This is a genomic window from Pseudomonas chlororaphis subsp. piscium (assembly GCF_003850345.1).
Lineage (GTDB): Bacteria > Pseudomonadota > Gammaproteobacteria > Pseudomonadales > Pseudomonadaceae > Aquipseudomonas > Aquipseudomonas piscium.
In genome coordinates, this window is the sequence record NZ_CP027707.1 from 912,449 (window position 1) to 938,871 (window position 26,423).

21 protein-coding genes and 1 other RNA gene are annotated in these 26,423 nt (G+C 55.8%); 11 read left to right on the forward strand and 11 right to left on the reverse strand.

Annotated features, from left to right (window positions below):
* Positions 1-216: 216 nt before the first annotated feature.
* Positions 217-489, reverse strand: coding sequence for a DUF3606 domain-containing protein (locus C4K38_RS32490; RefSeq protein ID WP_231998572.1), 273 nt, complete (start codon positions 487-489; stop codon positions 217-219).
* Between the two features lie 848 nt (positions 490-1,337).
* On the opposite strand from C4K38_RS32490, the gene C4K38_RS04085 reads away from it, so the two are divergent.
* The 5 genes from C4K38_RS04085 to C4K38_RS04105 all read left to right on the forward strand — a co-directional run bounded on the left by C4K38_RS04085 (position 1,338) and on the right by C4K38_RS04105 (position 8,978).
* Positions 1,338-2,537, forward strand: a complete 1,200-nt coding sequence (locus tag C4K38_RS04085) for a GIY-YIG domain-containing protein (RefSeq protein WP_124345256.1) — start codon at positions 1,338-1,340, stop codon at positions 2,535-2,537.
* Positions 2,537-4,138, forward strand: coding sequence for an SIR2 family protein (locus C4K38_RS04090; RefSeq protein ID WP_081001423.1), 1,602 nt, complete (start codon positions 2,537-2,539; stop codon positions 4,136-4,138). Before C4K38_RS04085 ends, C4K38_RS04090 begins: the two co-directional genes overlap by 1 nt.
* Entirely contained in the window at positions 4,131-4,595 is a 465-nt protein-coding gene (locus C4K38_RS04095; protein WP_053277383.1) for a nucleoside 2-deoxyribosyltransferase, read from the forward strand. The genes C4K38_RS04090 and C4K38_RS04095 overlap by 8 nt, the downstream gene beginning before the upstream one ends.
* A gap of 792 nt (positions 4,596-5,387) precedes the next feature.
* Positions 5,388-6,413, forward strand: coding sequence for an AAA family ATPase (locus C4K38_RS04100; protein WP_053277384.1), 1,026 nt, complete (start codon positions 5,388-5,390; stop codon positions 6,411-6,413).
* Between the two features lie 30 nt (positions 6,414-6,443).
* Positions 6,444-8,978: a S8 family peptidase gene (locus C4K38_RS04105; protein WP_081001424.1), complete on the forward strand. Its 2,535-nt coding sequence runs from the start codon at positions 6,444-6,446 to the stop codon at positions 8,976-8,978.
* 194 nt (positions 8,979-9,172) lie between these two features.
* On the opposite strand, the gene C4K38_RS04110 is transcribed toward C4K38_RS04105, so the two are convergent.
* On the reverse strand, positions 9,173-9,505 hold the full coding sequence (locus C4K38_RS04110) for a hypothetical protein (RefSeq protein WP_053277386.1): 333 nt from the start codon (positions 9,503-9,505) through the stop codon (positions 9,173-9,175).
* A gap of 535 nt (positions 9,506-10,040) precedes the next feature.
* Here C4K38_RS04110 and C4K38_RS04115 point away from each other — a divergent pair.
* The 5 genes from C4K38_RS04115 (at position 10,041) to C4K38_RS32495 (ending at position 14,616) form a co-directional block, all read left to right on the forward strand.
* Complete coding sequence (locus C4K38_RS04115; protein WP_053277387.1) at positions 10,041-10,577, forward strand: LasR-specific antiactivator QslA; 537 nt, start codon at positions 10,041-10,043, stop codon at positions 10,575-10,577.
* Between the two features lie 1,062 nt (positions 10,578-11,639).
* Positions 11,640-13,046: a YfjI family protein gene (locus C4K38_RS04120; RefSeq protein ID WP_053277388.1), complete on the forward strand. Its 1,407-nt coding sequence runs from the start codon at positions 11,640-11,642 to the stop codon at positions 13,044-13,046.
* The gene (locus C4K38_RS04125) at positions 13,033-13,386 is read left to right on the forward strand and encodes a hypothetical protein (RefSeq protein WP_053277389.1); all 354 of its coding nucleotides are present in this window, start codon (positions 13,033-13,035) and stop codon (positions 13,384-13,386) included. Before C4K38_RS04120 ends, C4K38_RS04125 begins: the two co-directional genes overlap by 14 nt.
* Positions 13,370-14,350 (forward strand): integrase domain-containing protein, encoded by a 981-nt coding sequence (locus C4K38_RS04130; RefSeq protein WP_053277390.1) that lies wholly within the window; start codon positions 13,370-13,372, stop codon positions 14,348-14,350. The genes C4K38_RS04125 and C4K38_RS04130 overlap by 17 nt, the downstream gene beginning before the upstream one ends.
* Positions 14,347-14,616 (forward strand): hypothetical protein, encoded by a 270-nt coding sequence (locus C4K38_RS32495; protein WP_053277391.1) that lies wholly within the window; start codon positions 14,347-14,349, stop codon positions 14,614-14,616. Before C4K38_RS04130 ends, C4K38_RS32495 begins: the two co-directional genes overlap by 4 nt.
* A 166-nt stretch (positions 14,617-14,782) precedes the next feature.
* Here the strand turns inward: C4K38_RS32495 and C4K38_RS04140 are convergent, their stop codons facing one another.
* The 8 genes from C4K38_RS04140 to C4K38_RS04175 form a co-directional block, all read right to left on the reverse strand.
* Entirely contained in the window at positions 14,783-16,039 is a 1,257-nt protein-coding gene (locus tag C4K38_RS04140; protein ID WP_053277392.1) for an integrase domain-containing protein, read from the reverse strand.
* 186 nt (positions 16,040-16,225) lie between these two features.
* Positions 16,226-16,617, reverse strand: a transfer-messenger RNA (tmRNA) gene (gene ssrA, locus C4K38_RS04145).
* An 85-nt stretch (positions 16,618-16,702) separates the two neighbouring features.
* On the reverse strand, positions 16,703-16,984 hold the full coding sequence (locus C4K38_RS04150) for a PA2433 domain-containing protein (protein WP_053277393.1): 282 nt from the start codon (positions 16,982-16,984) through the stop codon (positions 16,703-16,705).
* Positions 16,985-17,178: 194 nt separating this feature from the next.
* On the reverse strand, positions 17,179-19,989 hold the full coding sequence (locus tag C4K38_RS04155) for an FAD-binding and (Fe-S)-binding domain-containing protein (RefSeq protein ID WP_053277394.1): 2,811 nt from the start codon (positions 19,987-19,989) through the stop codon (positions 17,179-17,181).
* A complete protein-coding gene (locus C4K38_RS04160; protein ID WP_053277395.1) occupies positions 19,986-20,657 on the reverse strand; it encodes a LutC/YkgG family protein in 672 nt (223 codons plus the stop codon). The genes C4K38_RS04155 and C4K38_RS04160 overlap by 4 nt, the downstream gene beginning before the upstream one ends.
* Entirely contained in the window at positions 20,654-22,111 is a 1,458-nt protein-coding gene (locus C4K38_RS04165) for a LutB/LldF family L-lactate oxidation iron-sulfur protein (RefSeq protein WP_053277396.1), read from the reverse strand. Before C4K38_RS04165 ends, C4K38_RS04160 begins: the two co-directional genes overlap by 4 nt.
* A complete protein-coding gene (locus C4K38_RS04170) occupies positions 22,108-22,932 on the reverse strand; it encodes a (Fe-S)-binding protein (protein ID WP_028681631.1) in 825 nt (274 codons plus the stop codon). Before C4K38_RS04170 ends, C4K38_RS04165 begins: the two co-directional genes overlap by 4 nt.
* A gap of 144 nt (positions 22,933-23,076) precedes the next feature.
* Positions 23,077-24,762, reverse strand: coding sequence for a lactate permease LctP family transporter (locus tag C4K38_RS04175; protein ID WP_053277397.1), 1,686 nt, complete (start codon positions 24,760-24,762; stop codon positions 23,077-23,079).
* A gap of 261 nt (positions 24,763-25,023) precedes the next feature.
* On the opposite strand from C4K38_RS04175, the gene C4K38_RS04180 reads away from it, so the two are divergent.
* Positions 25,024-25,791: an FCD domain-containing protein gene (locus C4K38_RS04180; protein ID WP_053277398.1), complete on the forward strand. Its 768-nt coding sequence runs from the start codon at positions 25,024-25,026 to the stop codon at positions 25,789-25,791.
* A gap of 82 nt (positions 25,792-25,873) precedes the next feature.
* On the opposite strand, the gene smpB is transcribed toward C4K38_RS04180, so the two are convergent.
* Positions 25,874-26,356 carry an SsrA-binding protein SmpB gene (smpB, locus tag C4K38_RS04185; protein WP_009042112.1) on the reverse strand — a complete coding sequence of 161 codons (483 nt, stop codon included), beginning with the start codon at positions 26,354-26,356 and terminating at the stop codon, positions 25,874-25,876.
* Between the last annotated feature and the right edge of the window lie 67 nt (positions 26,357-26,423).

A 26,423-nucleotide genomic window follows, 5' to 3' on the forward strand; every position in this document is an offset into this window, starting at 1 on the left:
CAGATATAGGTTCGGTATTGCAACTGATTTGAAAGCCCTGGGTGACGTTGAGATGTGCAGAAAGAGATAACAGTCTGCTGGACCAGTAAAAGTGTAGGTCTTGGAAAAATTGCTGGTAGAGCGCAGGTTTGGATCGGCTGTGAGCGCGAGTTGTTTTCCACTACGGCTGTTTGTCGATGACAAAGCGGAAGACCTGACGGTCCTCCGCTCAGGTAATCACTTACCTAAATAAGCTTTTACTTTGTCGACCATGACACCAACTACCCTGACTGCATCCTTGATCTTCTCCTTTGATACACCGAAGTGATCAGACCAATAATTCAACTCATAGGGTTCATGTACGTTGATTTTTGATGAGTCCTGGGGCCGACGTTTGGTGAGATCATCTGGCATTTTTGTTTCTCCTTGTGTGGGTTGGTGCTGAGCAAGGAGGCTAGCAGTGCGATTCGTTGTTGCGAGGTAGAACTGAACAAAACCGATGATCGGCATCGTAGACGCCGGCGACCAAGAAGTAATCGCGTTGGTGGCGTGTCAGGCGTATGTCAGGGGAGTGACGCAGTTGGGCTGGCATGGACGAGCCAGAGCTGTTCATTCAGGCACAAGAAAGGCGCTTGCGAGAATCGCCTAGTGCCTTTCTTGTCTAGCTTGTTTGGTGGGCCGGGGTAATCTGAATCTCGTTCTTATCATATTGATTTTTATAGTTAATATCCGTTTTTATTTTTGGTTGGAATACCAGCTGGAATACATAGCGAAATTGCACTCCATCTGACCGTCCACCTATATTTGCTCCGGCAACTGTTCAGATCCGCACTAGCTAGAGTGCTTCCCATCCATGAAGGGCTGCCGGGGCAACAGATAACAGGCAGGCCCTTCTGCCAAACTTGTCGCGGCCCCAGACTGCGACCAGTGCCTCAGGCACGTATCGCAAGCAGAGGCGAATGGATATTGCCGCAAGTGCCTAAGGTGATGTTGATGTCGGTGGTAAGGGAAGAATCGGGGTTGTTTTTTACCTAACGCTCCATTGTTCGAGGGGAGCTCAGATTTCTTACAGGTGACCAAAACTGGCCGCTGGATTGAAAGCTACCAAGGAAGGTTAGCGGGGTGAAAGTGAGGATCAAAGGGGGCAGCGGCGATGACCTAGAACTGGTCAGATGAGCATGCGAGCGCCTCATTCCTGCCCGGATCTCACTCTAGCTCAAGGTAGCACCTGAAGAGGTAGGATGATTCTAATAAGTTTCATTGCAAATCAACCAACCAACCTGTAATGAGGTTACCCGTAGAATCGCTAATCGTAATCCGCTAAAATCCTAGAAAGCTGACACCATCGTGTGGAAAAAATGAAAATCGAAGACGGCATTCAGGGTGATCTCTTCGCGCTTCCAGCCTTTGAGCCGCTGGCTTCGCTGTTAAATGATGATGGTAAGCCTCCTATTATCGTGATTGGTTGTGGACGTCACAAAAAGAAGTCTCCTACACTCGCTAAGGATTTATATACCTCAGAGAGATTCAAGCGCTCAAAAGCAATAGCAACCAATATTGAAGCCAATTTCTTTGTGCTTTCAGCGAAACATGGTCTTCTTGAGCCGAATCAAATAGTTGAACCATATGATGTTGAAATTTCCACTTTGGACGAGCAAAAAAAAATCCTATGGGCAGAGTCCGTATTAAAGTCTATCGCCACCTTTAGAAATGGCGCGGCAGTCACGATCTTGGCCGAGAAAGATTACGTACTTCCACTTATAGCTTGCAACTCAGAGGCTGACTATAACATTAAAATTATAACTCCTTTCACGGAGTTGCCCCCGGAGAATATACCGCTTTGGCTGGAGCAAGCCGAGCGAGTCAGCATACGCATCAGAGACTTGAGAAAGCTATACCTATACATTGATACAGCAAGAAAAAAAGGACTCACCTTTAAGTTCTCAGAACTCCCCAACAGCAAACTTGCGAAGCGGGGAGTTTACATTTTTTTAGATCCGCGCGAGGAAAACTTCCTGAGCAAGGGGCCAAGGATTGTCCGGATTGGCACTCACGCAGTCAGTTTTGAATCTAAATCCACTCTAAGAACTCGGCTACGAAGCCATTTTGGTCAGATGGATGGAGGGGGAAATCACCGCGGTTCTATTTTTCGGCTTCATGTGGGCAGAGCCCTTTTAGAATCTGGAGAGTTAAGTTTTCAGAAAGAGTCTTGGGGAGAAGGCCAGCACGCGCCAGCCGAAATCCGCGAGGAGGAAGTTGAGCTTGAGCGAAAGGTTAGTACGTACCTAAGCACCCTAGAAGTTTTCGTCATTCCAGTTGATGATGAACCGTCCAAAGATAGCTTGAGGGCTCATATCGAGACACAACTTATAGCGCTTTGCACAGAAAATTTTGAAACCATTGACACATCTGAAACCAATTGGCTTGGCCATCATTCTCCCATGCCCCCGATAGTCAAATCTGGATTGTGGAATCTACGTGATGTGGCAAAAAAATATAAACCAGATGGTCTTGGCTCAGTAGCCCACTTAATATCTATGCAAGAGAGCGACAAGTAATGGACGACCTGACTGCAGCGACTCTTCGCCAACCCGCATTGCCACGCTTCCTGTGCCATCTCTATCAACGCCTCCAGCAACAGCGGTTGAATCTTGTGACGGGAGCAGGAATTTCAATCGATGCTGGAGTCCCCAACTGGTATGGATTACTCGAGCGTCTCGCTGCAACACCTTCCGCATTGGCAGGTGACTATATAGCTCATAAGACTGCCGGGCTCACCCCAGAATATCTAGGCCAAATTATTTATAATCGCCGTCGCAATGCTGAAGATGATAATTTCAGCGCCTCCGAAGAAGCGACAATAAACCACGACTGGGCGGCTTCAATCCACGAAGCCATCTATAAAGATGTTCCTGCGAACTTAGCAGAGCTATTTGTCAAACATCCCTACTTGTTCGAGCTCAAAGATCTAGCTAAAAAAGTGTCCTTTGTAATCAACTTTAATTTCGACGATATTTTGGCACAGGCCGTTAGCTACAATCCCGCGCGTGACAATCAAAGCCGGTCATACTCTGTTGAATGGCGCCCCGCCCTACTAGATCGTCCCAATCACACAACTATATATCACGTCAACGGACTACTGCCTCAAGTTTCATTAAAGAAAAGAAGCCCCAAGCTAATTTTTACGGAAGACTCGTTTGCCGACGCAATGGCAAGGGCGCCTGGAGTTAGTGCAGAATATATTTTTATGCGTTTTGTTCAGAATACAATGCTAATAGTAGGTCACTCGCTAGCTGATGCCTCATTAAAAAATTATCTGCGGCTTAATCGGGATAAAAGCCCCGCAAACCATCACTATATGATTCACTGGATCAAGGACGGACTTTCACTAAGTTGTGAACAACAATCCGACATATTTAATGCAAATCTTGATCTGTATAACGTTTTTACTATTTTTTTGACTTCCACTGAAATGAAGTCGTTCTTTTCTTTGTTGAATTTAGATCAGCGTCGCTTTAGCGACAGACTTGACGAGATGGGGGAAGATCGACGTTCTCGCTGGCACTATTATATAGTTGGACCAGTAGCGGCGGGCAAATCGTCCTTGTTGGAACATCTTCGCTGTTTCGACACTCATGAAGAGTGGACGCAACCACCGCCCCCTGAAATGTACAGGTCCTCTAAAACATTGAGCAAAGATGAAGCTGAGAAAATAGACAGTTTCGTTTATGGCGAACTAAAGGAAAAAAATAACCGGATGCATTCGGCAGGGGTAGGTTTCCATTTCATGGATCGAGGCCCCCTTGATTTGTATGCGTTCTCCCAAGACGTAGATGAAAACAAGAAAAAAACGTCTGACATGAAAAGCATCATTACGCGTCATCGAGACTGGCAAAATGGAGAAATCATCTTCTTAGAGGCAAAGGGAACAACTTTGGTATCAAGAAACTATTCTCGGGGCAGATCGCCAGAACAGGCTGGAAAAGAAGATTATCTTGATAATCAAACAAGCGCATTGAAAGAGATATATAGTCCGAAATTTATTTTCAATACTGAAGGTCAAACACCAGGGCAGATAGCCAAAAGAGTTGTCAGGAAGGTTTTGCTCAAAACCTACGACCCTACCAATCTGACAGAGGTCATGGAGCGACATGTTTAATTTCAAAGTCTCACGAAAGCCTCGCGCATACTTAGCCGCACCTCTTTTCAACGAAATGGAGCGGAGTTTTAATGCAAATATTGAGTTAATGCTAGCCCCATTTATTGATGTGTTTTTACCACAGAGAGATGGAGGGTTGCTTACAAAACTTGTAGCAGATGGAATGGCGCTCAACTTAGCAAAAAAATACGTCTTCAAGAAAGACGTTGACGCTATAGCGAACTCTGACATTATCATTGCAGTATTGGACGGACGCACAGTAGATGAAGGTGTCGCTTTTGAGCTAGGGTATGGCTACGCACTTGGAAAATTATGTATTGGACTAAAAACTGACGACCGAACTTTACTTAGCACTGGCGACAATCCCATGATCACTGAAAGCTGCCACCGAATTTTGACGTCGGTAGATGAACTTGTAAACGCAATACGTCTCCCGTCAGAGATTTTCTGCTCATAAAATGATACTAAGGCACGCTTCTACCATGCCGTGCTTATATTGCCGGGATCGTAAATAAACTCTTTCCGAATATGAAAAGGCTCTAGCTAGGGACTAATATGAAGTCGAGTGTGAGTGTCGAGTAAATTATCGATTTTTGCTAAACCGGTCATATCCTGGGACGAATGGGAGCTTGGAATCTTCGCACTGCAACCCTATCGAAGTAAAAAACCCCCGATCTATAACACCACCTTCCGACATTGTAATGCGCTCAACCTTTAAATATGGCTCAGTACGCGTGCACAATGAGCAGCACGGCAGGTACCCTCTTTAGGTGGGCTCTGATCGGTAATGAACCCCGCCGCCCCTATTTTCGTAGCCCTCTGTTGCGAAAGCGACACGCCGGAATACTGCGCCTCGCGCGTGACGACGCTTTCCTATGTCGCAAGCCCCACGTCTGTAAGCCAGACTGCCAGGCCTGGCTGCTTTCGGCTTGAGCGGTGTGTTTATTATCGAAGTGTTGGAGATGACGCGATTGATCCAAGCTGCCGAAAATCCTTGGCCCATACCAGTTCTCAGCAGTTAAAATCAGCAACCTAGGCGGGATCACATCTGCGCCACCACTCTCAATCTTAGCCAGCACCTATGAGTGAAAGCTGAGATTGTTACACTGTAGCTCTCAGCTTTTCTTACCGGAGAGATTCCAGGAGAGCTTTATCTGACGACCGTGAGTAGGCTTGGGGGTAGATGATCGTCTAAACTGCTGGTTGAATCCAAGCAGCAGCCCATAGACCGGACAGGGAAGACGCTCCTATGGCTACGGCCCGACAAATTATCGCACTGCTCAGCAGCCACAATCAGGGGGACGAGGAGCAATTCCTCTCGATCGCTCTCCAAGTTGCGGCCGCGGAAGCACGTCGTGGCCGTCAGGAAGTCGCAGACGAGTTGAAGACCCTAGTGGATGCCGCACGCAAACGTAAAACTTCTATCCGAAGTGTGTCTGGTCGCGTAGGAAGCGAAGTTGCGATTCCAATCTCCAAACCTCGAGGCGATCTCGAGAATCTCCTGTCTGTTTCATACCCAAAAACGCAAATTCAAGACTTGATCTTACAAGACTCTATGCGGGATCGGTTAAAACGGTTGATTCATCAACAAAGGCAGCGTGACCGATTGCGACATCACGGTCTTCCACCTAGCTCTCGTTTGCTTCTCGTGGGACCGCCCGGATCGGGTAAGACGTTGACTGCTTCGATATTGGCTGGCGAGCTGCAATTACCGCTTTTTACAATTCGGCTCGAAACGGTTATTACACGATTCATGGGTGAGACTGCTTCTAAGTTACGTTTGATTTTCGATCAGATCGCATCTGTTCGTGCTGTTTATCTGTTTGATGAGTTTGATGCTATCGGTGGGCGCCGCAACGCGGACAATGATGTTGGAGAAATGCGGAGGGTGCTGAACTCTTTCCTGCAATTTCTTGAGGAGTCAAATAGTACGGATAGTCTTGTAGTTGCTACAACTAATCACCCAGAGCTTTTAGATCGCGCGTTATTTCGTAGATTCGATGACATATTAGAGTATGATCTTCCCGATTCGGACGGCATCAAAGCAGTGCTGAGTTCTTTTTTATGTTCTCACTTGCCCAAGCGTTTTTCTTGGGGGAAAATTGTTGATGAAGCTACAGGCTTAAGTCAGGCCGAGCTCAGCAGGGCAGCAAGTGAAGTTATAAAGGGCATGATTCTGGGAGATATGAAACAGGTCTCAGCCGAAATAATAATAAATGCCCTTAAAGAACGTCATGCTCTTAGAGAAACTATGTCTGGGTTGACCCCTAACTAAATAGTGAGTGCAGGCAGGAGGCGTAGAATTATGGACGATGCGACTAAGGCCTTACACTATAGCCTTCCACATTTCCGCGTCGAAGGCTTTCAGAGTGACCACCTTTATCAACGGCCTAATAAAGACTTAAGTGGCATGACGTCCAGTCGGGGAGTCTCTCATGGTAAAAAGCTTCGCGACAAACTAGCTTTAGCTTTCCAGGCTGCAGCTGGAAATAATGGTTTTTATAGCTCTGATATAAGTGAAAGCTGTCCGGCAATATATCTGGAGGTTTTAATCTCTGCCGACTCGGCCATTCCGGATCTGAATTGGAAAAGTCAGGATATAAGGTTTTCGGCATTGAGAGTAGCTGACGATGGCGAAATTATTGGCGCTCTATATGTCCCCGAAGACGCCGTAGAGTTTCTAACCTTAAAGGTTCAGGAGTACGCTGAAGAAACAGTCGAGTCAGGAAAAGCAAAAAATGAGTTGAAGTTTGCGCCAGTCGAAAATTTTACGATAGGCGATATCGAAAGTCTTTGGACAGACTCGCGATCCTTCCCCCGGGATATGTCGAATAATTTGTGGTGGGAATGTTGGTGTGTATCTTCCAGGTCAGAGAAACTTCGCAGAGTGGCTCATAAGTTAAAGCTACGCGTAAACGAAGCGGCGTTGAGATTTCCAGATACGGAGATTTTATTGGTTTATGCTAATCCACTTGAGATGAGCATACTCATTAGCAACACTGACGCAATTGAAGAACTACGAAAAGCAACGGACAACCCCTACTTTTTTACAAGATTAACCTCTGCGGAAAGAGAAAGCTGGATTGCTGATTTGGTAACTCGAGTAGTCCCCCCCGCCATCAATTGTCCAGCGGTATGCGTACTTGATAACGGGGTGAATCAAGCTCATCCTCTCCTCCAATACGCTTTAGCATCAGAAGATTGCCAGGCTATACATCCGGACTGGGGAAGTGATGACCATCACGGCCATGGGACCAATATGGCCGGCGCTGCGCTGTATGGCGATCTCACATTTGCCTTGGCGGATCAACGAAATATAGGCTTAAACACGCGGTTAGAATCTGTAAAATTTATTCCTCCACCTAACTGGTCAAGAAACGAGCCGTCCAGTTATGGCGTTATCACTCAGGCAGCTGTTGCCCTTGCGGAAGCTCGGGCACCAGGTCGAAAGCGTGTCTTTTGCATGGCAATCTCCAACGAGGATGTATCCGGCGAGCGGCCAACAACATGGAGCTCCGCAATTGACCAGATTTGCTCAGGCTCGATGCTTGGTGACTTCGATAACGAAGATGACGACCGGTCAGGCCCTAAACGGTTATTCATTCTTTCAGCAGGAAATATCCCAGACTCATCGAATCCAGATGATGTCTCTGATCTTGATGAGTTCCCAATAGAAGACCCAGGCCAGTCATGGAATGCTATTGCTGTTGGTGGTTTTACAGACAAGATAGATCTGTCTGAACAACCGAAAATGGATGGTTGGAGAACTCTTGCTGAGGTCGGCGACCATAGCCCTTATAGTCGTATAAGTACAGACTGGGAGCATTCACGAAGCCCAATTAAGCCAGAAATTGTATTTGAGGCAGGAAACAAAGCTATTAGCCCTGATGGACGGGAACTACTATCTGGCGTGCCAGCACTTTCTATACTGACTACTGGGAAGAACTTCACAAAAAATCCCATTGAAGAGTTTTGGGCTACTAGCTCTGCGACCGCGCAAGCTGCGGGCCTCGCAGCGGAGATTATGGCGCGGTTTCCAGATCTTTGGCCAGAAACTATAAGGGCTCTTATTATTCATAGTGCCCAGTGGACTCCGGCAATGCTAGCCAAGCTTCGGGGAAAAACAAAAAAAGAATGCATTATGCTTGCACGCCAGTTTGGGTATGGTGTACCGCAGCTAGAGCGTGCTCTTGCATCTGCGCAAAATGATCTCGCATTAATTTCCGAGGCGTATATTCAGCCCTTCAAAAAAGACGTGAATGATAAAGGGCGAGAGGTCGGGGCTCCATCGTTTAACGAGGTTCATTATTACAATCTTCCATGGCCAAAAAGCGAGCTTGAACGATTGGAAAACCGGGAGGTACAGCTGAAGATCACGCTATCATATTTTATTGAGCCCAGTCCCGGCGAGATGGCGCAGGTTGTACCCGCCCGATATCAGTCATACGGTCTTCGTTTTGAACTGAAGAAAAAATCAGATACTGACTCTGATTTCAGACATCGAATAAACAAACTTGAAAAAGCAGAAATAAAACCTCAGCCAGCGGAAGTCGATAGCAACTGGACTTTCGGATCAAAAAGCGTTGCGGCAGGTTCAGTACATAGCGATGTTTGGATTGGCCATGCGATTGATTTGGCCGCCAGAGATAAAATAGCCATTTATCCTGTGTCGGGATGGTGGCGTTACAGAGCGCATTTGAATAGATATCGATCTAATGCTCGTTACAGTCTCATTATCTCAATTTCTTCAGAAGGCGAAGATGTGCAATTATATACTGAAATTGCTAACAGAATTGCGGCACATGTTGAGACTGAAGTTTCGATTGATTCAAAAATTTAAAAGCTACGAAGCTTTGACTGGTGGGCTGTTAAGTATTGAGATTTTTAATTGAGTAATAGTGTTGGAGCTAGGTCGCGATACGATTACTGCACCTGCAGTTTGAGGCCTCAGTCAACACAAGCCGGTAGGACGGGTGACTCGCGGTAACTGAAGGTGGTTTAATGCCTGGTGAGTGAGCCAAGTGATAGGGCCACTTACATAGACTTGACCGATACCACTTCCACAAATCTAAATTTTTTTCTGGCCGTCCTAGTAGCTTCTTGCTCCGCGACTAGGGAGCTCAGCGTATCGGCCTCATGTACGATCTCGTGCGTCTTGCCTTCAAATTCATTTCCGACTCGCAGCGTGACTCTCAGCCTGGGTGTGAAGCCTTTTGAGGCTTTCTGTTTTTTCGCTACCTTTACCGGTTGCACGATCGCGACATCCCGTACGGTGTCTTGCGCGTGTGAGTTAATTGCCGGGGCAGGGGATTCAGGCCCACCGAATAGCGCACGACGCATCTCTTCTTCCGTCAACTCTGTATTCATATCATTTCTCAGAAGTGTGTCATGTATAGCGATACTGATTCTATCAGCGTGACCGGGAGTTATAGTAAAGAGTTGCTGGATCAGATCTGTATTGGCAGAGCCATCCTGCTATTGGCGAGCGTTAGTGTCTGGCCGGCAGCTTCCATTTGGGTGCTGAGTTTATTGATGCTGCATGCTTGTGTTGTTGCGGCTTCACATTTACGCTTTGCCCCGTCGCGGTCAATCCCGTGGCCGGGTGTCAGAACCTGAATTGTTCGAGGCGCATAGCGCCATAGCCAGCGAATAAGTGCTTACAGAGGCTTAGCTGCTGCTTTTCTATGGCGGTCCGTGCGGGGCAGGCTTCGGCCTGGCCGGTTCCCTCGGACGCCGGTTTCTGACCCCCGTACGGTCCGCCACCCATTTCGTGTCAGAACGGTTGGGTGGATGGCTCCTTAACTGTCCGAGGAGATAAGGAAAATGACCTGTCCCCCTTTTAAGCTCGTGCGCCGCCCTGGCCGTTTGTTTCGTTCTGCAAACTATCTCGGAGGATTCCGAGATGTTTGATCTCTCGCTTCTAATCGGCCTCCCCAAACCCAACACCATCGATACGGCATCGCTTACCCCTGAAGATGCCGCAGTTAAACTTCGACAGGCTGCCACTCTTCGGCTTAATGGAGCACAAAGCATCCTGCTTCATTTTCCGCAGGACGTTGAGCTGGCTGTAGAGCTGCTGGATGATGCCGCAGTGTTGTTCGACAAAGCGTTTCGATATCTGACCGGCATCCCCGCTCAGCGCGTTCATCAGCAGATCGGTGAGTACTTTTCTATCCCGTCTGTTGAAGGTTGTCCTGGTATCCGGACCCCATGGGGCAATGAATTCGGCCCAATGATTGAGGACGGCGTTCGTTGTGCGGAGACTTGGCTTGACGGCTCATCACTGCCGTTATGGTGGGCACTGGCGCAGAGCCGAAAGCGTCATCGCCCAGGGGATTCTCAGGAAGCGTTTGAGGCCGGTTTTCTGCTGCGCTTGCAGCAGACACTGATCATGCGGCGTGAAGCCGCCACCTCTCAATCAGCCAACTTTGATGCTTGAGGCTGTACTTGACGTTTGAGATTTGCTTTTCCCGCCAAACCCTCCGATCCAGCGATCTTTGATCGCGCCGATCGGAGGGTTCACTCGCTTTTTCTCGAAGCCGCCTCGTTCCACCCTCCTATTTCAAATTTGATTAGCGCCACATCTTTTACCCGAGTAATTGCCCTCGATCTCTATCGAGCGCAACGCAGTTTCAACGTCAAAGCAGAGCTTGTCGTAGGGCTATGGCTGGAGAGATGGCGACACCGGCGACAACGGCGACAACCCATACAGAACGGGGCCTGGAGCATGGCGACATAAGTGGCGACAGTCGCCACTTTTTGCACGCTTTGCCCGTAACGCTTGACCGTCTTTTCGAGTGGGTATAAAAATTGACGCACGGACCGCTGTCGTTGACAGCACCAGCCCAGGTAGCCAGAACCTTCAAGGCTACGCCACTTGCATGGTGGTTCTCCCGAAGTGCGATTAGCGTCCGGCGGCTCGCACGGTCACTCCTTAAGAGTGATGGATGCCTACTCGACTTATCTGCCCACTGCGGCAGACGATGGAACTTCCTCTCTGCGCTGCAGCAACCTCACCTTTCGGCACACTTCGCTGCGCCAGACCACGCCCGTCTCTTTCTGCTGAAAAGAGACGGGCGCTCGAACCACTGTTGCAAGCCTCGTCGTACAAGGCACTGCTGCAACTCTCCTCGTGACAATCGGCCTGACAACTCCGATTCGTCGCCATCCACAACGACACAGGCATCGGTGCCGCAGCTCATGGACGAGCTGCACCTGACTGACAGTCAGGCATGCCCCAGGTGTCCATGTCTTTGCCTTCTCCCACCCATGATCTCCAGGTGCCGAGCTCGTCAGTCGTCACAGTCTCCGCCCGCCCGCATTTTCGGATGCGCCAAGGAGGCCAGATCATGGGTTCATGCCCTCGCTCCCGGTCGTAAGGAGCCGTTCGTTCCGCGTCAGTGAACACCTCACAGGCCGCAGGGGCCTTGATCCCTGATAACACTCAACAGCCGTGGCGGGACTACGTGAGGACAACCAGCAATCACCGAGGAGAGGGCCCATGCAGCAGTTAGATCCGAAGCTTGAACTACCACGACACCCTCGACCGCTTATTGAATCGAATCCTGTGGCTGATCCCTATCCGGTCCAGGCGCTGGGTGGAGTTCTTGGCCCCGCGGTGGCGCGCATGGCCGAAGTGATCGGTGTGCCCCAGGCACTGGCTGCGCAATCGGTGTTGGCTGCCTCGGCGCTCGCCACTCAAGGTCATGCGGGCTTATACCTCGACGGGAGAAATTACCCATTGTCGCTATACCTGATCACTGTGGCCGCGTCAGGGGATCGCAAGACGGCGGCGGACCGATTTGCCTTGCTACCAGCACGGCAATGGGAGCGTGAACAGTGGCAGCGCTACCGTGAACAACTTGCTCGGTACCATGCCGCGCAGCGACAGGCGCAGCGTATCTGCTCTGCTGATCCCGACTCCGCAAACGGCGTACCGCTTGAAGCGGAGCCCTCTGCACCCCGAATGATCACCACAGACCCGACTATCGAGGCCCTGATCAAGGGGCTCTGTCATGACTTGCCCAGCATGGGGTTGTTCTGCGATGAAGGAGGACAGTTTCTCGGCAGCAGTACCATGAGTCGGGATAACCGTTTGAAAGCGATCACGACCTTGTCGTCACTCTGGGACGGCAGCCCAATTGATCGCGCTCGATCCATGGTCGGCGAAAGCCTGCGGGCTTATGACCGGCGCTTGAGCCTGCACCTGATGTTGCAGCCGTACTTGGCCATGCAGTTATTCAGTGACCCGTTGCTGCAGGGGCAAGGCATTCTCGGTCGCTGCCTGATGACTTGGCCCACCAGCCTGGCCGGACAACGCAGCTACCAGGCTGTCGACTTGTCCAAAGACGCCACCATAAAGCGATATCACCACCGTCTTTCGGCCCTGTTTTATCAGCCTTGGTCACTTTCCGCTGACGGTGCTCTGCAGCTATCACCGCTGACGCTCAGTCCGTTGGCCCGCCGTCGCTGGATTGATCTGCATGATGCCATCGAAGCCCAGTTGGGTGAGTTTGGTGAGCTGGCCAGCGTGCGGCCCAGCGGATCGAAGGCCGCCGACAACCTGCTGCGAGTCGCCGGTATTTTGGCCGTGGTGGAGGAGAGCAGTGTCGTGGAGGTCGACCATATCCAACGGGCCTCGACCTTAGTTGGCTACTACCTCACCGAGATCCAGCGTCTGACCGAACAGGAACCAGTATGCCGGGTAAAGGAAGAGGCGGACCGGCTGCTGCGCTGGCTGCAGGTCAAGGATTGGAAGTGCTTCAGTATTAGAGACCTGAATCGCAATGGTCCCCGCTTTGCCCGTAAGAGCAGTCGCTATGCCGCCAAGCTGTTGGTCGAGTTGATTGATCATCAGTGGCTGATCACCGACGGCCACACCTTCGAGGTGCGCCATGTTCAATCTTGATGAGGCCCTGCGCAACCATCTGGCTCTGCGCCAAAAGGAGCCAAAAACGCGGTTTGTCGCCGCTGGTGTCGCCACTTTGTCGCCACGCTCAAAGCCAGGCAGGGCAAGGGTTGTCGCCGCTGTCGCCGATGTCGCCAACACCCGTAAAACTATCACCTCTACGACAGCCATCATCCGAAGGTTGAAAGAGGAGGGTGCGATCCTCTTCGTCATGAATAACTCGCTGTATTTTCGCCCGACTGATTGGGCCCAGTTCGCCATCGTGAATGCGCACTGGCGAGCCCTCTTGAATGATCTCGCTGCAGTCGATCAGGAGCAGAGCAATGGCTCGGGTCGGTAAGCGAGCTGGGCGCAATTTCGGCTTCGGTCGCCAGCTCAGCTATGCCGGACCGCAAGCCTTGAAAGATCTGTTTGGCGACGGCCATTTTGCTACCGTCAAAGCCCATAGCGATCGCTGGCAGGCATTCGTGCAGTGGTGTCGATCGGATGAAGGACCGGGACTCAATGACGCGCGCCAGATCGACCGCGAGATTCTCATGCGGTACGCCGTCCACGTGCGGGAGGAGGTTGATCAGGGCAGCGTCGGCATCGCCACCGCGCAGAACCGCCTGTCGAGCGTGAACCGCACGATGGCCGCGCTGCGCGGTGATCAGTACGTCAAAATCCCCAGTCCGAGCAAGGCGCTAGGCCTACATCGTTCGAGCGTGCGTAGTGAGGCACCGCAAGGCCAAGATCGTGCTCAGATCGAGTTGATCGCACTCGTACTGTCAGAGCGAGGTCAGCAACGTGTGGCCGCAATTGTGCATCTGGCCCGGGATACTGGTATGCGCCTGCGTGAAGCGATCTTGGCGGACCTGCCCCGACTGCAACGTGAGGCCAGGCAACTGGACAAGATCAACATCCAGGACGGCACCAAAGGCGGTCGATCAGGCGCGTCAGCACCGCGTTGGATCGCGGTTACTGATCAAATTCGTGGCGCCTTGGATAGGGCCTGGGAGGCTTCACCCAGTGTCAGTCGGAACCTGTTGGCCCCCAACGAGAGCTACAAAGAGTTTATGCAGTCAGTTGTGCGACCGGCACGGGACATCTTGCATGAGCATGGATTGAAAGGCTTTCATGAGCTACGGGCGGCTTACGCCTGTGAGCGCTATGAGCAACTGACTGGCTTGAATGCACCCGTCAATGGCGGTCGTGTTCATCGAGAAGATCTAGAGCTTGATCAGCGTGCACGACAGCAGATCAGCCACGAATTGGGACATAACCGCATCGATGTGGTGAGTGCCTACATCGGAGGTCGGCGATGACGGCCGAGTTCGACATAGCGTTGTTCCTGGGCCCCGTGCTCAAAGGTGCACATGCCACGCAGCAGCGGCACATCAGGCAAGCAGAAAGGATGCACGAGGTGATTCGTGAACGCTGGGGTTGCGCGACTCCCTGGTCCTGGAGAGAAAAGCACGTGAGATGGTTTCTGGAGCACTATTTGCGATGCTCAGCTCCAGCTACCATCTACTACTACGAGTTAACAGCAGGGTTGATCCGCCGTAGAAAAGCAAAAGTCGTGGTTGCCTGATAGACCTTTAAGCGTGAGCCCCTGAGTATGGGAATGCGGAGCCTTCCCATACTCAGGGGCTTGGCTGAAGAGGCACAGGCATACCAGAGATCTGGCGACTGTCGTCACTCCTTTCGCCCTGCTACACGACACGGATCGTAGCCGGTGGCGCGTACCTTTTGGATGTTCAGCGAATCGGTACGACGTTGCGATCTCTGGTTTGATTGATGGCCGATGCCGACAGGCTGCCGATGGCCGCCTTCTGGATATGTTCACTCCACCAGGCCATCATCGGACGCCGGCGTTCAATGTAATCCGTTCGGTTGTAGGCGCTACGAACTTCGTCCTTGTCGACATGCGCCAGCGCGACCTCGATCAGCTCCGGATCCCAGCCATGCTCATTCAGGATGGTGCTCGCCATCGAGCGCAAGCCGTGGCTGACTAGACGGTCCTGAAAGCCCATGCGCTTCAACGCCATGTTGGCGGTCTGGCTATTGGCATGGGTGCGGGGGTTTCTATCTGAGGGGAACACGTACTCTCTGTTACCGCTGAGTTGCTTGAGCGTCTCCAGTAACGAAAGTGCCTGATCGGTAAGAGGGATTGTGTGCGGCCGACGCTTTTTCATGCGCTCTGGCGGAATGGTCCAAATGCGCTTGTCGAAGTCGATATCTGCCCATCGTGTGGTAGCTGCTTCGGCAGGACGGGTCATCGTGTGCAACTGCCATTCGATCAGGCAGCGGGTCGTGCGCTTGATGCTGGCGTTCGCGATTTCCATCATGAGCTCGGGAAGCTCCTCAGGTGGTAGCGCAGCCATGTTCTCTTTCTTGGGTTTCTTGAACACCGCCCGAATTCCATTGAGGGGGTTCGCAAATATCAGCCCAGCGTTGACCCCGTAGGTCATGATCTCGTTGAGTCGTTGGCTCAATCGTTTCACGGTTTCGAGGCTCCCTTTGGCCTCGATTGGGCGAAGGATCTTGATAACCATCGGAGCAGTGATTTGAGAGAGCGGCGTTGTTTTCATGCTTGGGAAAACATGGAGCGTCAGCGATCTCCAAATGTCTTCGGCGTAGGCTTTGGTTACGGAGTCTTTCTTCAGCTCGAACCAGGCAGTGGCCACCTTCTCGAACGTGTGTTCAGTCTCAGCAAGTTTGGCTTGCCTTACCTCATCACGCTGGGTTTTGGGATCAGTGCCCAAAGCAAGCAACTCACGCGCCTCTGCGGCTTTCTTCCGGGCGTTGGCTAACGAGAGGTCGGGGTATGGACCAAGCGCCATGTTGATACGGCTTCTGGTAAACGGCTCGCGGTAATTGAAATTCCACATCATCGAGCCGCTCGCGCGTACTCGAAGCTGCAAGCCATCGCCGTCGCTGAGGACGAAGTCTTTACCAGTTGCCTTGACTGCCTTGAGCTGGCGATCGGAGAGGCGGGTTGCGTTAGTAGGCATGGGGGCTACCTCCAGCACCGTTTTGGTATCCTGAAAATAGCATTTGGTAGTCCAGGATACCACCTGGGATACCAAAGCGCCTGGAACTCAGAAATCCTCCAAAGCCCCCAAAAGAGCTGAAACCCCCGTATTTACTGGATTTCAGGCACAAAAAAAGACGTCCGTGGACGTCTTTAGATGATGAAGTGGTGGAGCCGGGGGGATTTGAACCCCCGTCCGCCAGTACTCCGCTGTCGGTACTACATGCGTAGCCGTGTCTATTGAGTTAACCCTCAGCGACCCGACGGGCAGGGTGCTTTGGGCGAGTTGTGTAAGTTTTAGCCGCTTCGTCCACAACGTACTGCACGGCGATTCTGTTCTGTATGACAATCATTTCGGGTTTACAGACATCCCCTGATGATTGCTGGACCCGAAGGTACCAGAAGGAAGGCTAGCGCCGCTTACGCAGCGAGAGCGTATTCCCCGTAGGTTTCGTCATTGGCAACTATAGGAAGTTGCAACAGTGGATTTACGAGTTCTGTTACCAACTCGGCATGCACCTAAAGTTTCGCAACCGGCGTCGAATCCTAAACGGCCCCGAACCTGCTGTGCATTACCAGCAGGTTTGTAGAGTCTACGCCAAAATGGCCCGCAAGGCCATCCCGAAGGCTGGCCTTGCGTGTATCAGTGTTCGCCCTTGGCGCTGTTCTGGATGCTCTGGATCGCGCGGGTGGTCAGGGCGATGCATTCCTTGGTGCCTTCCTCGGTGTTTTTCGCCTGGGCTGCCTGGGCTTGTTGCACGGTGGCGTCGATGTTGGCCTGCAGGTCCGCGGCCTGGATGCTGGTCCGGGCGTCGCGGATGGTTTGCAGATTCATCTGGCACAGGTCTTCCTGGTTCCCGGCGAAGCTGGGGGAGGCCAGGAGCGAAGCGGTGACGAACAGGCCTGACAGTACAGAACGTTTCATATGCGTCTCCTTGAGCTGAAGGGCCTAGCGCTGCTGGCCATCAGCACGGACTGCCGAGTTCTCGGGAAACTCCCGTTTTGGGAAGCTCGATCTGTGGACTGCGGTGCCGGGGCAGGGTTCTATTTTTCTGACCGGCGTCACTGCACATCCAGGTACAAAAAAGGGGCGAAACGCCCCCTTTTTTGCCGTGCCGATCAGGCTTGCCGGGCCCGCGTCACCCGATCCACCAGGTACACCAGTCCGTGATAATCGATCCCGCCATGCTGGCTCAGGCCGATTTCACAGGTGCGGCTGGTGGAGATGCCTTCGCTGCAATACTGCACCGCGTCCTTGAGGCTGCGCAGGGCGTGGGCGTTGAGTTGGGGCGTGGTGAAGCCCTTGTCGCCGGCGAATCCGCAGCAATGGATGCCTTCCGGGATCACCACGTTGTTGCTGCAACGCCGCGCCAGATCGATCAGCGCTTGGCTCTCGCCCAGGTGTTGGGTGCTACAGGTGACGTGCACGGCGACCGGCGCTTCCTGAGGGGTGAATTCGAGCTTGTCCATCAGGTGGGTGCGGATGAAGCGCACCGGGTCGTACAGGTCCAGGCGTACGTCGCCCAGGTCCTGCACCAGGCGCAGGGTGCAGGGGCTGGTGTCGCAGTAGATCGGATCGAGGCCGCCGCGGCTGGCGTGGAGCAGGGCGCCGATCAGTTCCTGGCGCTTGTGCTCGGCCTGTTCCGCGTAGCCCTTGGAGGCGAACGGCTGGCCACAGCACAGGTTCTCCATGTTGTCCGGGATCACCACCTGGTAACCGGCTTTTTCCAGCAGGCCGCGGGTCTTGTCGTAGAGCGAGCTTTGCTCGTTGTCCCCGGCCGCCGGGCCCATGACCCGCGACACACAGGCCGCCAGATAGACCACCCGTGGCCGCTGGTCGCTGACCGCCGGGCTGAAACGAATGGCCCGTTCCGGCTGCGGCATGGCGCTGGTCCATTGCGGCACCTGGCCCTTGGACAGTTTGCTCAGCGTCGCCGAAACCCTGGCCAGGCGTGGCGCCCCCAGCAGCATCCGCGCACCGTTGGCCACATGTAGGGTGAACCGCGCGCCCTGCAAGGTGGCGGCGAAATGCGAGCCAATCCAATCGGCCGCCTTGGCGTGGGTGGCGTGCTGGCTGCGCAGTTTCTTCACCAGCTCGCCGGTGTTGATGCCCACCGGGCAGCGCTGGGCGCACAGGCCGGTGGCGGCGCAGGTGTCGAGGCCCTGGTATTGATAGGCCGCTTCCAGTTCCCTGGTGTCGACGCCGGCGCGTTTGCGCGCCTGGATATCGCGCCAGATCACGATGCGCTGGCGTGGGCTCAGGGTCAGCCCCTTGGATGGGCATACCGGTTCGCAGAAGCCGCACTCGATGCACTTATCCACAATCTCGTCGGCCGCCGGCAGCGGCTTGAGGTGCTTGAGGTGGATCTGCGGGTCTGCGCTGAGCACCACGTCCGGGTTGAGGATGCCGTTGGGGTCGAGCAGGCGCTTGAGTTGCCACATCAACTGGTAGGCATCGCTGCCCCATTCCAGCTCGACGAAGGGCGCCATATTGCGCCCGGTGCCGTGTTCGGCCTTGAGCGAGCCGCCGAACTCCACCGCCACCAGTTGCGCCACGTCATCCATGAAGGCCTGGTAGCGCGTCACTTCCTCGGCGCTGTTGAAGCCCTGGGTGAAGACGAAATGCAGGTTGCCCTCCAGCGCATGGCCGAACAGGATCGCCTCGTCGTAGTGATGTTTATCGAACAGCGCGATCAGGCGATTGACGCCGATGGCCAGCTGTTCCACCGGGAAGGTCACGTCTTCGATGATCACCGTGGTGCCGGTCTTGCGCACCGCGCCAACGGCGGGGAAGGTGTCCTTGCGGATCGCCCAGAGCTTGGCGTTTTCCTTCGGGTCTTCGGTGAAGTCGACCTGCTTCTCCACCGGGAAAGCGGCGAGGGACGCCATGATCTGCGCCAGTTGTTCCTGCAACAGCGCGGAAGACGCGGCGCGGGATTCGATCAGCAGCGCGCAGGCATTGGCGGACAGCTGCTGGACGAAGGCTGGCATCCCGGGTTTGTCCTGCACCGAGCGCAGGCTGCGGCGATCCAGCAGTTCCACGGCGGATACCGGCTGGCTTTTCAGCACGGTCACCGCGTTGCAGCAGGTTTCCACATCCGGGAAGACGATCAGTGCCGAGGCCTTGTTTGGGTGGTCGATCACCGTGTCGTAGGTCACCGCGCTGATAAAGCCCAGGGTGCCCTCGGAGCCCACCAGCAGGTGGCTGAGGATGTCCAGCGGCTCATCGAAATCCACCAGGGCGTTGAGGGACAGGCCGGTGGTGTTTTTCAGGCGGTACTTGTGGCGGATCTTCGCCGCCAGTTCGCTGTTGGCGCGGGTCTCGCGGCCCAGGCTGGCCAGGCGTTCCAGCAGCTCGCCGTGGCTGGCGCGAAAGGCCGCGACGCTGGCGGCGTCTTCGGTGTCCAGGCGGGTGCCGTCGGCCAGCACCAGACGCAGGCCGGCCAGGGTGTGATAGGTGTTTTGCGCGGTGCCGCAGCACATGCCGCTGGCATTGTTGGCGACTATGCCGCCGATCTTGCAGGCGTTGATCGAGGCCGGGTCGGGGCCGATCTTGCGCCCGAACGGCGCCAGCCAGGCGTTGGCCTGGGCGCCGATTACCCCCGGTTGCAGGCGGATCTGCTGGCCCTGGTCGCGGATCTCGCGGGCATTCCAGTTGTCGCCGAGCACCAACAGCACCGAGTCGCTGATGGCCTGTCCCGACAGGCTGGTGCCGGCGGCGCGGAAGGTCACTGGCACCCGGTCGCGCTGGGCCAGTTTGAGCAGGGCCACCACTTCGTCTTCGGACTCGACGCGGATCACCAGTTGCGGAATCAGCCGATAAAAACTCGCGTCGGTGCCGAAGGCCAGGGTGGAGAGCGGATCGTCGAAACGCCGCTCCTGGGGAATCAGTTGTTGCGCATCACGCAGAAAAGCCGCCGGTAGACTCATTGGTCCTCCAGGATCAGCACCACCAGGTCTTTCGGGCCGTGGGCGCCGTAGGCCAGGACCTGCTCGATATCGGCGGTCTTCGACGGGCCGGACACCAGCAGGGCGTTGGTCGGCATGCCCTGGGCCCAGGCGTATTCCTGCTGGACCTGATAGAAGTTGTCGCGGATCTCGCTGGCCTTGAGCAGGGCGAAATGCACCGGCGGCACCAGGCTCATCAGCCGCGGCTCTTCGCGGGTCGGCCAGAGGATCAGGCTGCCAGTGGCGGCGATGGCGCCGAGGGTGGTGGTGAGGCTGGCCGGGGTGTCGTTGAACAGCTCGGCTTTCCATTCCTCGATCGGCCGATCGTAGGCCTTCAACGTCGGCAGCCCGGGATGCTCGGCCCAGTATTGGCTGACGCGCTGGCCATGGGGCGTGGTCGGGGCGATCAGCAGGCTCGGCAACTGGCGCTCGCCCAGCAGGCGGGCGAGCAGCGCCGGCCAGTCCTGGGCGGTGGTCTGGTGAATCTCGGTGTGCACCGCTTCCATCTGCTTGCGCAGCTGCGGGATGCGCTGTTCCGGGCTGTAGGTATAAGGCTCGGTGACCAGCGCCTCATCGAAGTTATCCACAATCGGCGTGGTACCGGTCAGGCTGCTGCGCAGCTTGCCGAGGATGTTCTGTTTGGCGCTCATCGACGTTCTCCCTGTTTGGCCAGATGCTCGCGGGCCAGGTCGTGCAAGGACCGGGCGGCGGGTTTCGGTGCGCTGTGGTTTTGCGTCCAGGGGCCGACATTGCTCGGGGTCAGCGCGCGCAGGCGGGTGGCCGCCAGGCTGAACAGGCGATACAGGGTCGGCGAACTGTTGAGCCTGGCCCAGGCGTTCCAGATGAAACGTTCCTTGCGCGAGTACTTGCTGCCCTGGCCGCGCATCACCTGATGGGGGCTGTCCGGGGCCTTGACGTTCTCTTCGCGCAGGCGGCGCAGCAGGCTCGGGATCGGGATCTTCACCGGACACACTTCGCCGCAGGCGCCGCACAGCGAAGACGCGCTCGGATGGTCTGGCACCTTGGCCAGGCCGACCATGTGCGGGGTGATGATCTTGCCGATCGGGCCGGGGTAGACCTCGCCGTAGGCGTGGCCGCCGATGCGGGTGTAGACCGGGCAATGGTTCATGCAGGCGCCGCAGCGGATGCAGTTCAGGGTCTGGCGCAATTCGCTGTCGGCGAAGGCCTGGCTGCGGCCGTTGTCGAGCAGCACCAGGTGCACTTGCTGCGGGCCGTCCAGCTCATGCTCCTGGCGCGGGCCGGAGATCATGTTGACGTAGGTGGTGATCGGCTGGCCCAGCGCCGAGCGGGTCAGCAGCGACAGCAGCGGCACCACGTCGCGCAGGTTCTCGACGACTTTCTCGATGCCGGTGACGGCGATGTGCACCGGCGGCACCGTGGTGGACATGCGGCCGTTGCCTTCGTTTTCCACCAGCAGCAGGGTGCCGGTTTCGGCCACGGCGAAGTTGACGCCGGAGACGCCGATGTCCGCTTCGAAGAATTTCTGCCGCAGGACCCTGCGACCGATCTGAATGAGTTGGTCAACGTCCTTGGTGTACTCCACGCCGAGTTTGTCGTGGAACAAGGACGCGACCTGACCGGCGTTCTTGTGGATCGCCGGCATGATTATGTGTGAAGGCTTCTCGTGGTCGAGCTGGACGATGAACTCGCCCATGTCCGACTCAAGGCATTCAATGCCTTGTTCAGCGAGGACATGGTTCATCTCCATCTCTTCGCTGACCATCGATTTGCCCTTGATCACTTGCCGCGCCTCGTGAGCCCGGATGATCGAGAGGACGATGCCATTGGCCTCGTCCACCGTTTCCGCCCAGTGCACTGTCACACCGTTGCGGGTCAGGTTCTGTTCAAGTTGCTCGAGCAGGTCGGGCAGCTTGGATAACGCACGGGCCTTGATCGCATTGCCCAGGGCTCGCAGGTGTTCGCGTTCGTGGGCATCGCTGAACGACGCCGCACGTTTGGCCATGAGGGAATCCATGGCACTGCGAAAGTTGTTTCGCAGTTGTTGGTCACCCAGGGCCTGGTGGGCCCGGGTACGAAAATCGTCCGACAGGGTCAGGGTCGGAATTAGCTCCGGGGCGCTCATGCGGCACCTCCGGTACGCTGCCAGAGGAAGCTGGCCAGGTGTTGGCCGCGCAGCGCTTCCCGTTGTTTCTCCAGCGAGCCGTTGATGTTCATCAAGCAGCCGCAGTCGGCGCTCAGCACCTGGTGGGCGCCGGATTCCTTCAGCGCGCGGGTCTTGTCCGCGACCATCGCGCCGGAGATGTCCGGCATTCGGACGCTGAAAGTCCCGCCAAAGCCACAGCATTCGCTTTCGTGGTCGTGTTCTACCCGCTCCACGTTGCCCAGTTGTGCCAGCAGCTCACGACCGTGCAGGTGGGTGTTCATCTCGCGCCGTGCCGAGCAGGAGGTGTGCAACGCCACCTTGACCGGTTCGCCACTGTCCTTGAGCTGCACCTTGCATACGTGCAACAGGAACTCCGCCAGCTCGTAGGTGCGTTCGGCCAGGGCCTGCACCTGCTTCAAAGTCTGCGGCTCATCCTTGAACAAGTCCGCGTAGTGCTCGCGAATCATCCCCGCGCAGGAACCCGACGGCACCACCACCGGATAGTCGCCGGCGAACAGCGCCAGTTGCGAGCGGGCCACGGTGCGCGCCTGCTCGGTGTAACCCGAGGTGTAGGCCGGTTGTCCGCAGCAGCTTTGCCCTTGCGGGTACTCCACGCGAATGCCTTCGCGCTCGAGCAGGTGAATCGCATCCATCCCGGCTTCGGGGTAGAACAGGTCGACCACGCAGGTGCCGAACAGGTAGACCCGCGACGGTTTCTCGCTGGGGTACTGGCGCGGTTCGGCCAAGGGCGGTGCGACACGGGTCGCATTAGGCACGGCGTTGTAAAAAAGCTCGCTCATCAGGCGTGTCTCCGGGTGGTCCCGGTTATCCGTCTGCCGCGGCTGCTGAATATAGAGAGACAAGCTTTCAGCAGCCTTGCAGACCGGGTTGTGAGTTGCAGACGCCGCACGTGTGGTCCGGCGTCGGTTCTTTCGGTGTTGCTATCAGTGCACCAGCATGCCGGTGAACCAGTAGGCCTGGGCCAGGGTGATCAGGCCGACGATGGTGGCAAAGAATAGGCTGTGCTTGAGGGTAAAGCGGAACAGGTCCGATTCCTTGCCCACCAGGCCGGTGGCGGCGCAAGCCACGGCGATCGATTGCGGCGAGATCATCTTGCCGGTCACGCCGCCGCTGGTGTTGGCCGCCACCAGCAGGGTGTCGTTGACGCCGATCTGGTGCGCGGTGGTGGCTTGCAGCGAGCTGAACAGGGCGTTGGACGAAGTGTCCGAACCGGTCAGGAACACCCCCAGCCAGCCGAGGAACGGCGAGAAGAACGGGAACGCCGCGCCCGTGCCGGCCAGCACCAGGGCCATGGTCGAAGACATGCCGGAATAGTTGGTGACGAAGGCGAAGGCCAGCACCATGCCGATGGACAGGATCGGCCAGCGCAGTTCGTAGAAGGTCTCTTTAAAAGTGGTCAGACCAGTTTTGAAATCGATCTTCAGCACCAGCATCGAGATCAGCGCGGAGAAGAAAATCGCCGTGCCGGTCGCGGAAATCGGGTCGAGCTTGAACACCGCCGGAATCGCGGTCGGGGTGGCGACGATCGGCGCGCTCTTGATCACCAGTTGGTCCAGGTGCGGAATCGCGAAGTTGAATACCCAGCTGTACATCGAGCCGCCAGCGGCGAACATCGCCTTGAACGGCTTGAGGGTCCAGATGGTGACCAGCACGGTGAGGATCAGGAACGGCGACCAGGCCTTGAAGATTTCACCGAAGCTGTAAGGCGAAGGTTGAGTCGTGCGTGGCTGGCCGAAGCCACCATTCTGCACGACCGCGGCGCCGACGCTGGCGGTGGCCGCGGCGAACGAACGCTTGGGTTGCCAGACCTTGAGGAACAGGGTCAGGGCAATCAGGCTGGCCAGGGCCGAGGTGATATCCGGCAGTTCCGGGCCGATGAAGTTCGAGGTGAAGTACTGGGTCACGGCAAAGCTCAGGCCGGCCACCAGGGCTGCGGGCCAGGTCTCTTTGACACCGCGCAGGCCGTCCATCATGAACACCAGCCAGAACGGTACGAACAGCGACAGCAGCGGCAGTTGGCGACCGGTCATGGCGCCGATCTTGAAGGCATCGATGCCGGTCACCTGGCCAGCCACGATGATCGGAATACCCAGGGCGCCAAAGGCCACCGGGGCGGTGTTGGCGATCAGGCACAGGCCGGCGGCGTACAGTGGGTTGAACCCCAGGCCCACCAGCAGCGCGGCAGTAATGGCGACCGGCGCGCCGAAACCGGCGGCGCCTTCGAGGAAGGCCCCGAAGCAGAAACCGATCAGCAGCACCTGCAGGCGCTGGTCGTCGGTGATCGACAGCACCGAGCTGCGGATGACCTCGAACTGGCCGCTCTTGACCGTCAGTTTGTAGAGGAATACGGCGGCGACGATGATCCAGGCGATTGGCCACAGGCCGTAGGCAAATCCATAGCCAGCGGCGGCAAGCGCCATGTCGGCAGGCATCTGGAAGGCGAAGATCGCCACCAGGATCGACAACGCCAGGGTGATGCTGCCGGCGACGTGTCCTTTGAGACGGAACACGGCCAGAGCCAGGAAGAAGAAGACGATCGGGATGACGGCGGCGAGGGCGGACAGGCCGAGGCTGCCGAGCGGGCTGTAGAGCTGTTGCCAGGTTTGCATATGGGGTGGCCCCTAATTGTTGTTGGTCAGGCACTGGTCAGCGTATTTGGTTAATTGGTAATACCAATTTACAATCGCTGTTGGCTAGGGTAAAAGCCTTGTGAGCGGTGTGTCAATTTGCCGCCCTAAAATTTTTGTCGAAGGTGCGGTGCAGATGACTTCTGATCCGCTTGCCGACTTGCGTTCTGATAGGTGCTGGCGCAGCCCCGATAGGCCAGAATAGAGAGCCCGGCGCGCGGTCGGGATCGTGGAGAGTGAGTTATGGGGTTTGATCAGATTCGTCAGCGCCGTTTGTCTGACGACATTGTCGAGCGGCTCGAGGGGATGATCCTCGAGGGCACGCTGAAGTCCGGTGAGCGCCTGCCGGCAGAGCGTGCGTTGGCGGAGCAGTTCGGTGTCTCGCGGCCTTCGTTGCGCGAGGCGATCCAGAAACTGACGGCCAAGGGCTTGCTGGTCAGTCGCCAGGGCGGCGGCAACTATGTGGTGGAGTCGCTGGGTTCGACCTTCAGCGATCCGCTGCTGCAGTTGTTGGAAAGCAATCCTGAAGCCCAGCGCGACTTGCTGGAGTTTCGCCACACCCTGGAAGCCTCATGTGCCTATTACGCTGCGTTGCGTGCCACCGATGTGGACCGTGAACGGCTCACGGCCGCCTTCGAGGAATTGCAGGACTGCTATTCCCGGGCGGGCGATGCGACCCGGGCGGAGGAGGGTGCGGCGGACGCGCAATTTCACCTGGCGATTGCCGAGGCCAGCCACAATGCCGTATTGCTGCACACCATTCGGGGGCTGTTCGATCTGCTCAAGCGCAACGTGGTGACCAACATTGGCGGCATGTACAAGCAGCGCAGCGAAACCCGCGACATGCTGATCAGCCAGCATCGCGATCTGTACCAGGCAATTATCGAAGGGCGTGCCGAGCAGGCGCGCGAAGTCTCCAGCCGGCACATTCTGTATGTGCAGGAAGTGCTGGAAGAGGTGCGTCAGGAAGTGCAGCGCGTGGCCCGGGCGGAGCGGCGCAAGGGGATTTAGTCTGGGTGGGATTCATCGCGAGCCAGCTCGCTCCTGGTAGGAACGAGCTGGCTCGCGATCATGGCATCAAGGCAGAAGGGCGTTACTCTTCCTTGCCCTTGTTGCGCACCGCGCGATGCAGCTCGCGATCGGAGTCGCGCTCGCGTTCGGTGTGACGCTTGTCGTATTCCTTCTTGCCCTTGCCGAGTGCGATCTCGCACTTGACCATGTGCTTGCTCCAGTAGAGCGACAGGCACACGCAGGCATAACCCTTCTGCTGCACGGCAGCGAACAGCTTCTCCAGCTCGCGCTTGTTGAGCAGCAGTTTGCGCGAGCGCACGGGGTCGGCGATCACATGGGTGCTGGCGGTGGTCAGCGGCGTGAAGTGGCTGCCCAGCAGCCAGGCTTCGCCGTCCTTGAGCAGCACGTAACTGTCGACCAGTTGTGCCTTGCCTGCACGCAGACTCTTTACTTCCCAGCCGGCCAGGACCATGCCAGCCTCGAACCGATGTTCGATGAAGTAATCGTGACGCGCCTTTTTATTTTGCGCGATGGTCCCTGTTGGGTGTTTCTTCTGTTTAGCCATAGGGGCGGCATTATAGGCAGTTGCACGCGTGTCGGCTACGGTGAAGCTGCGTGCTTGAGCAGGTTGA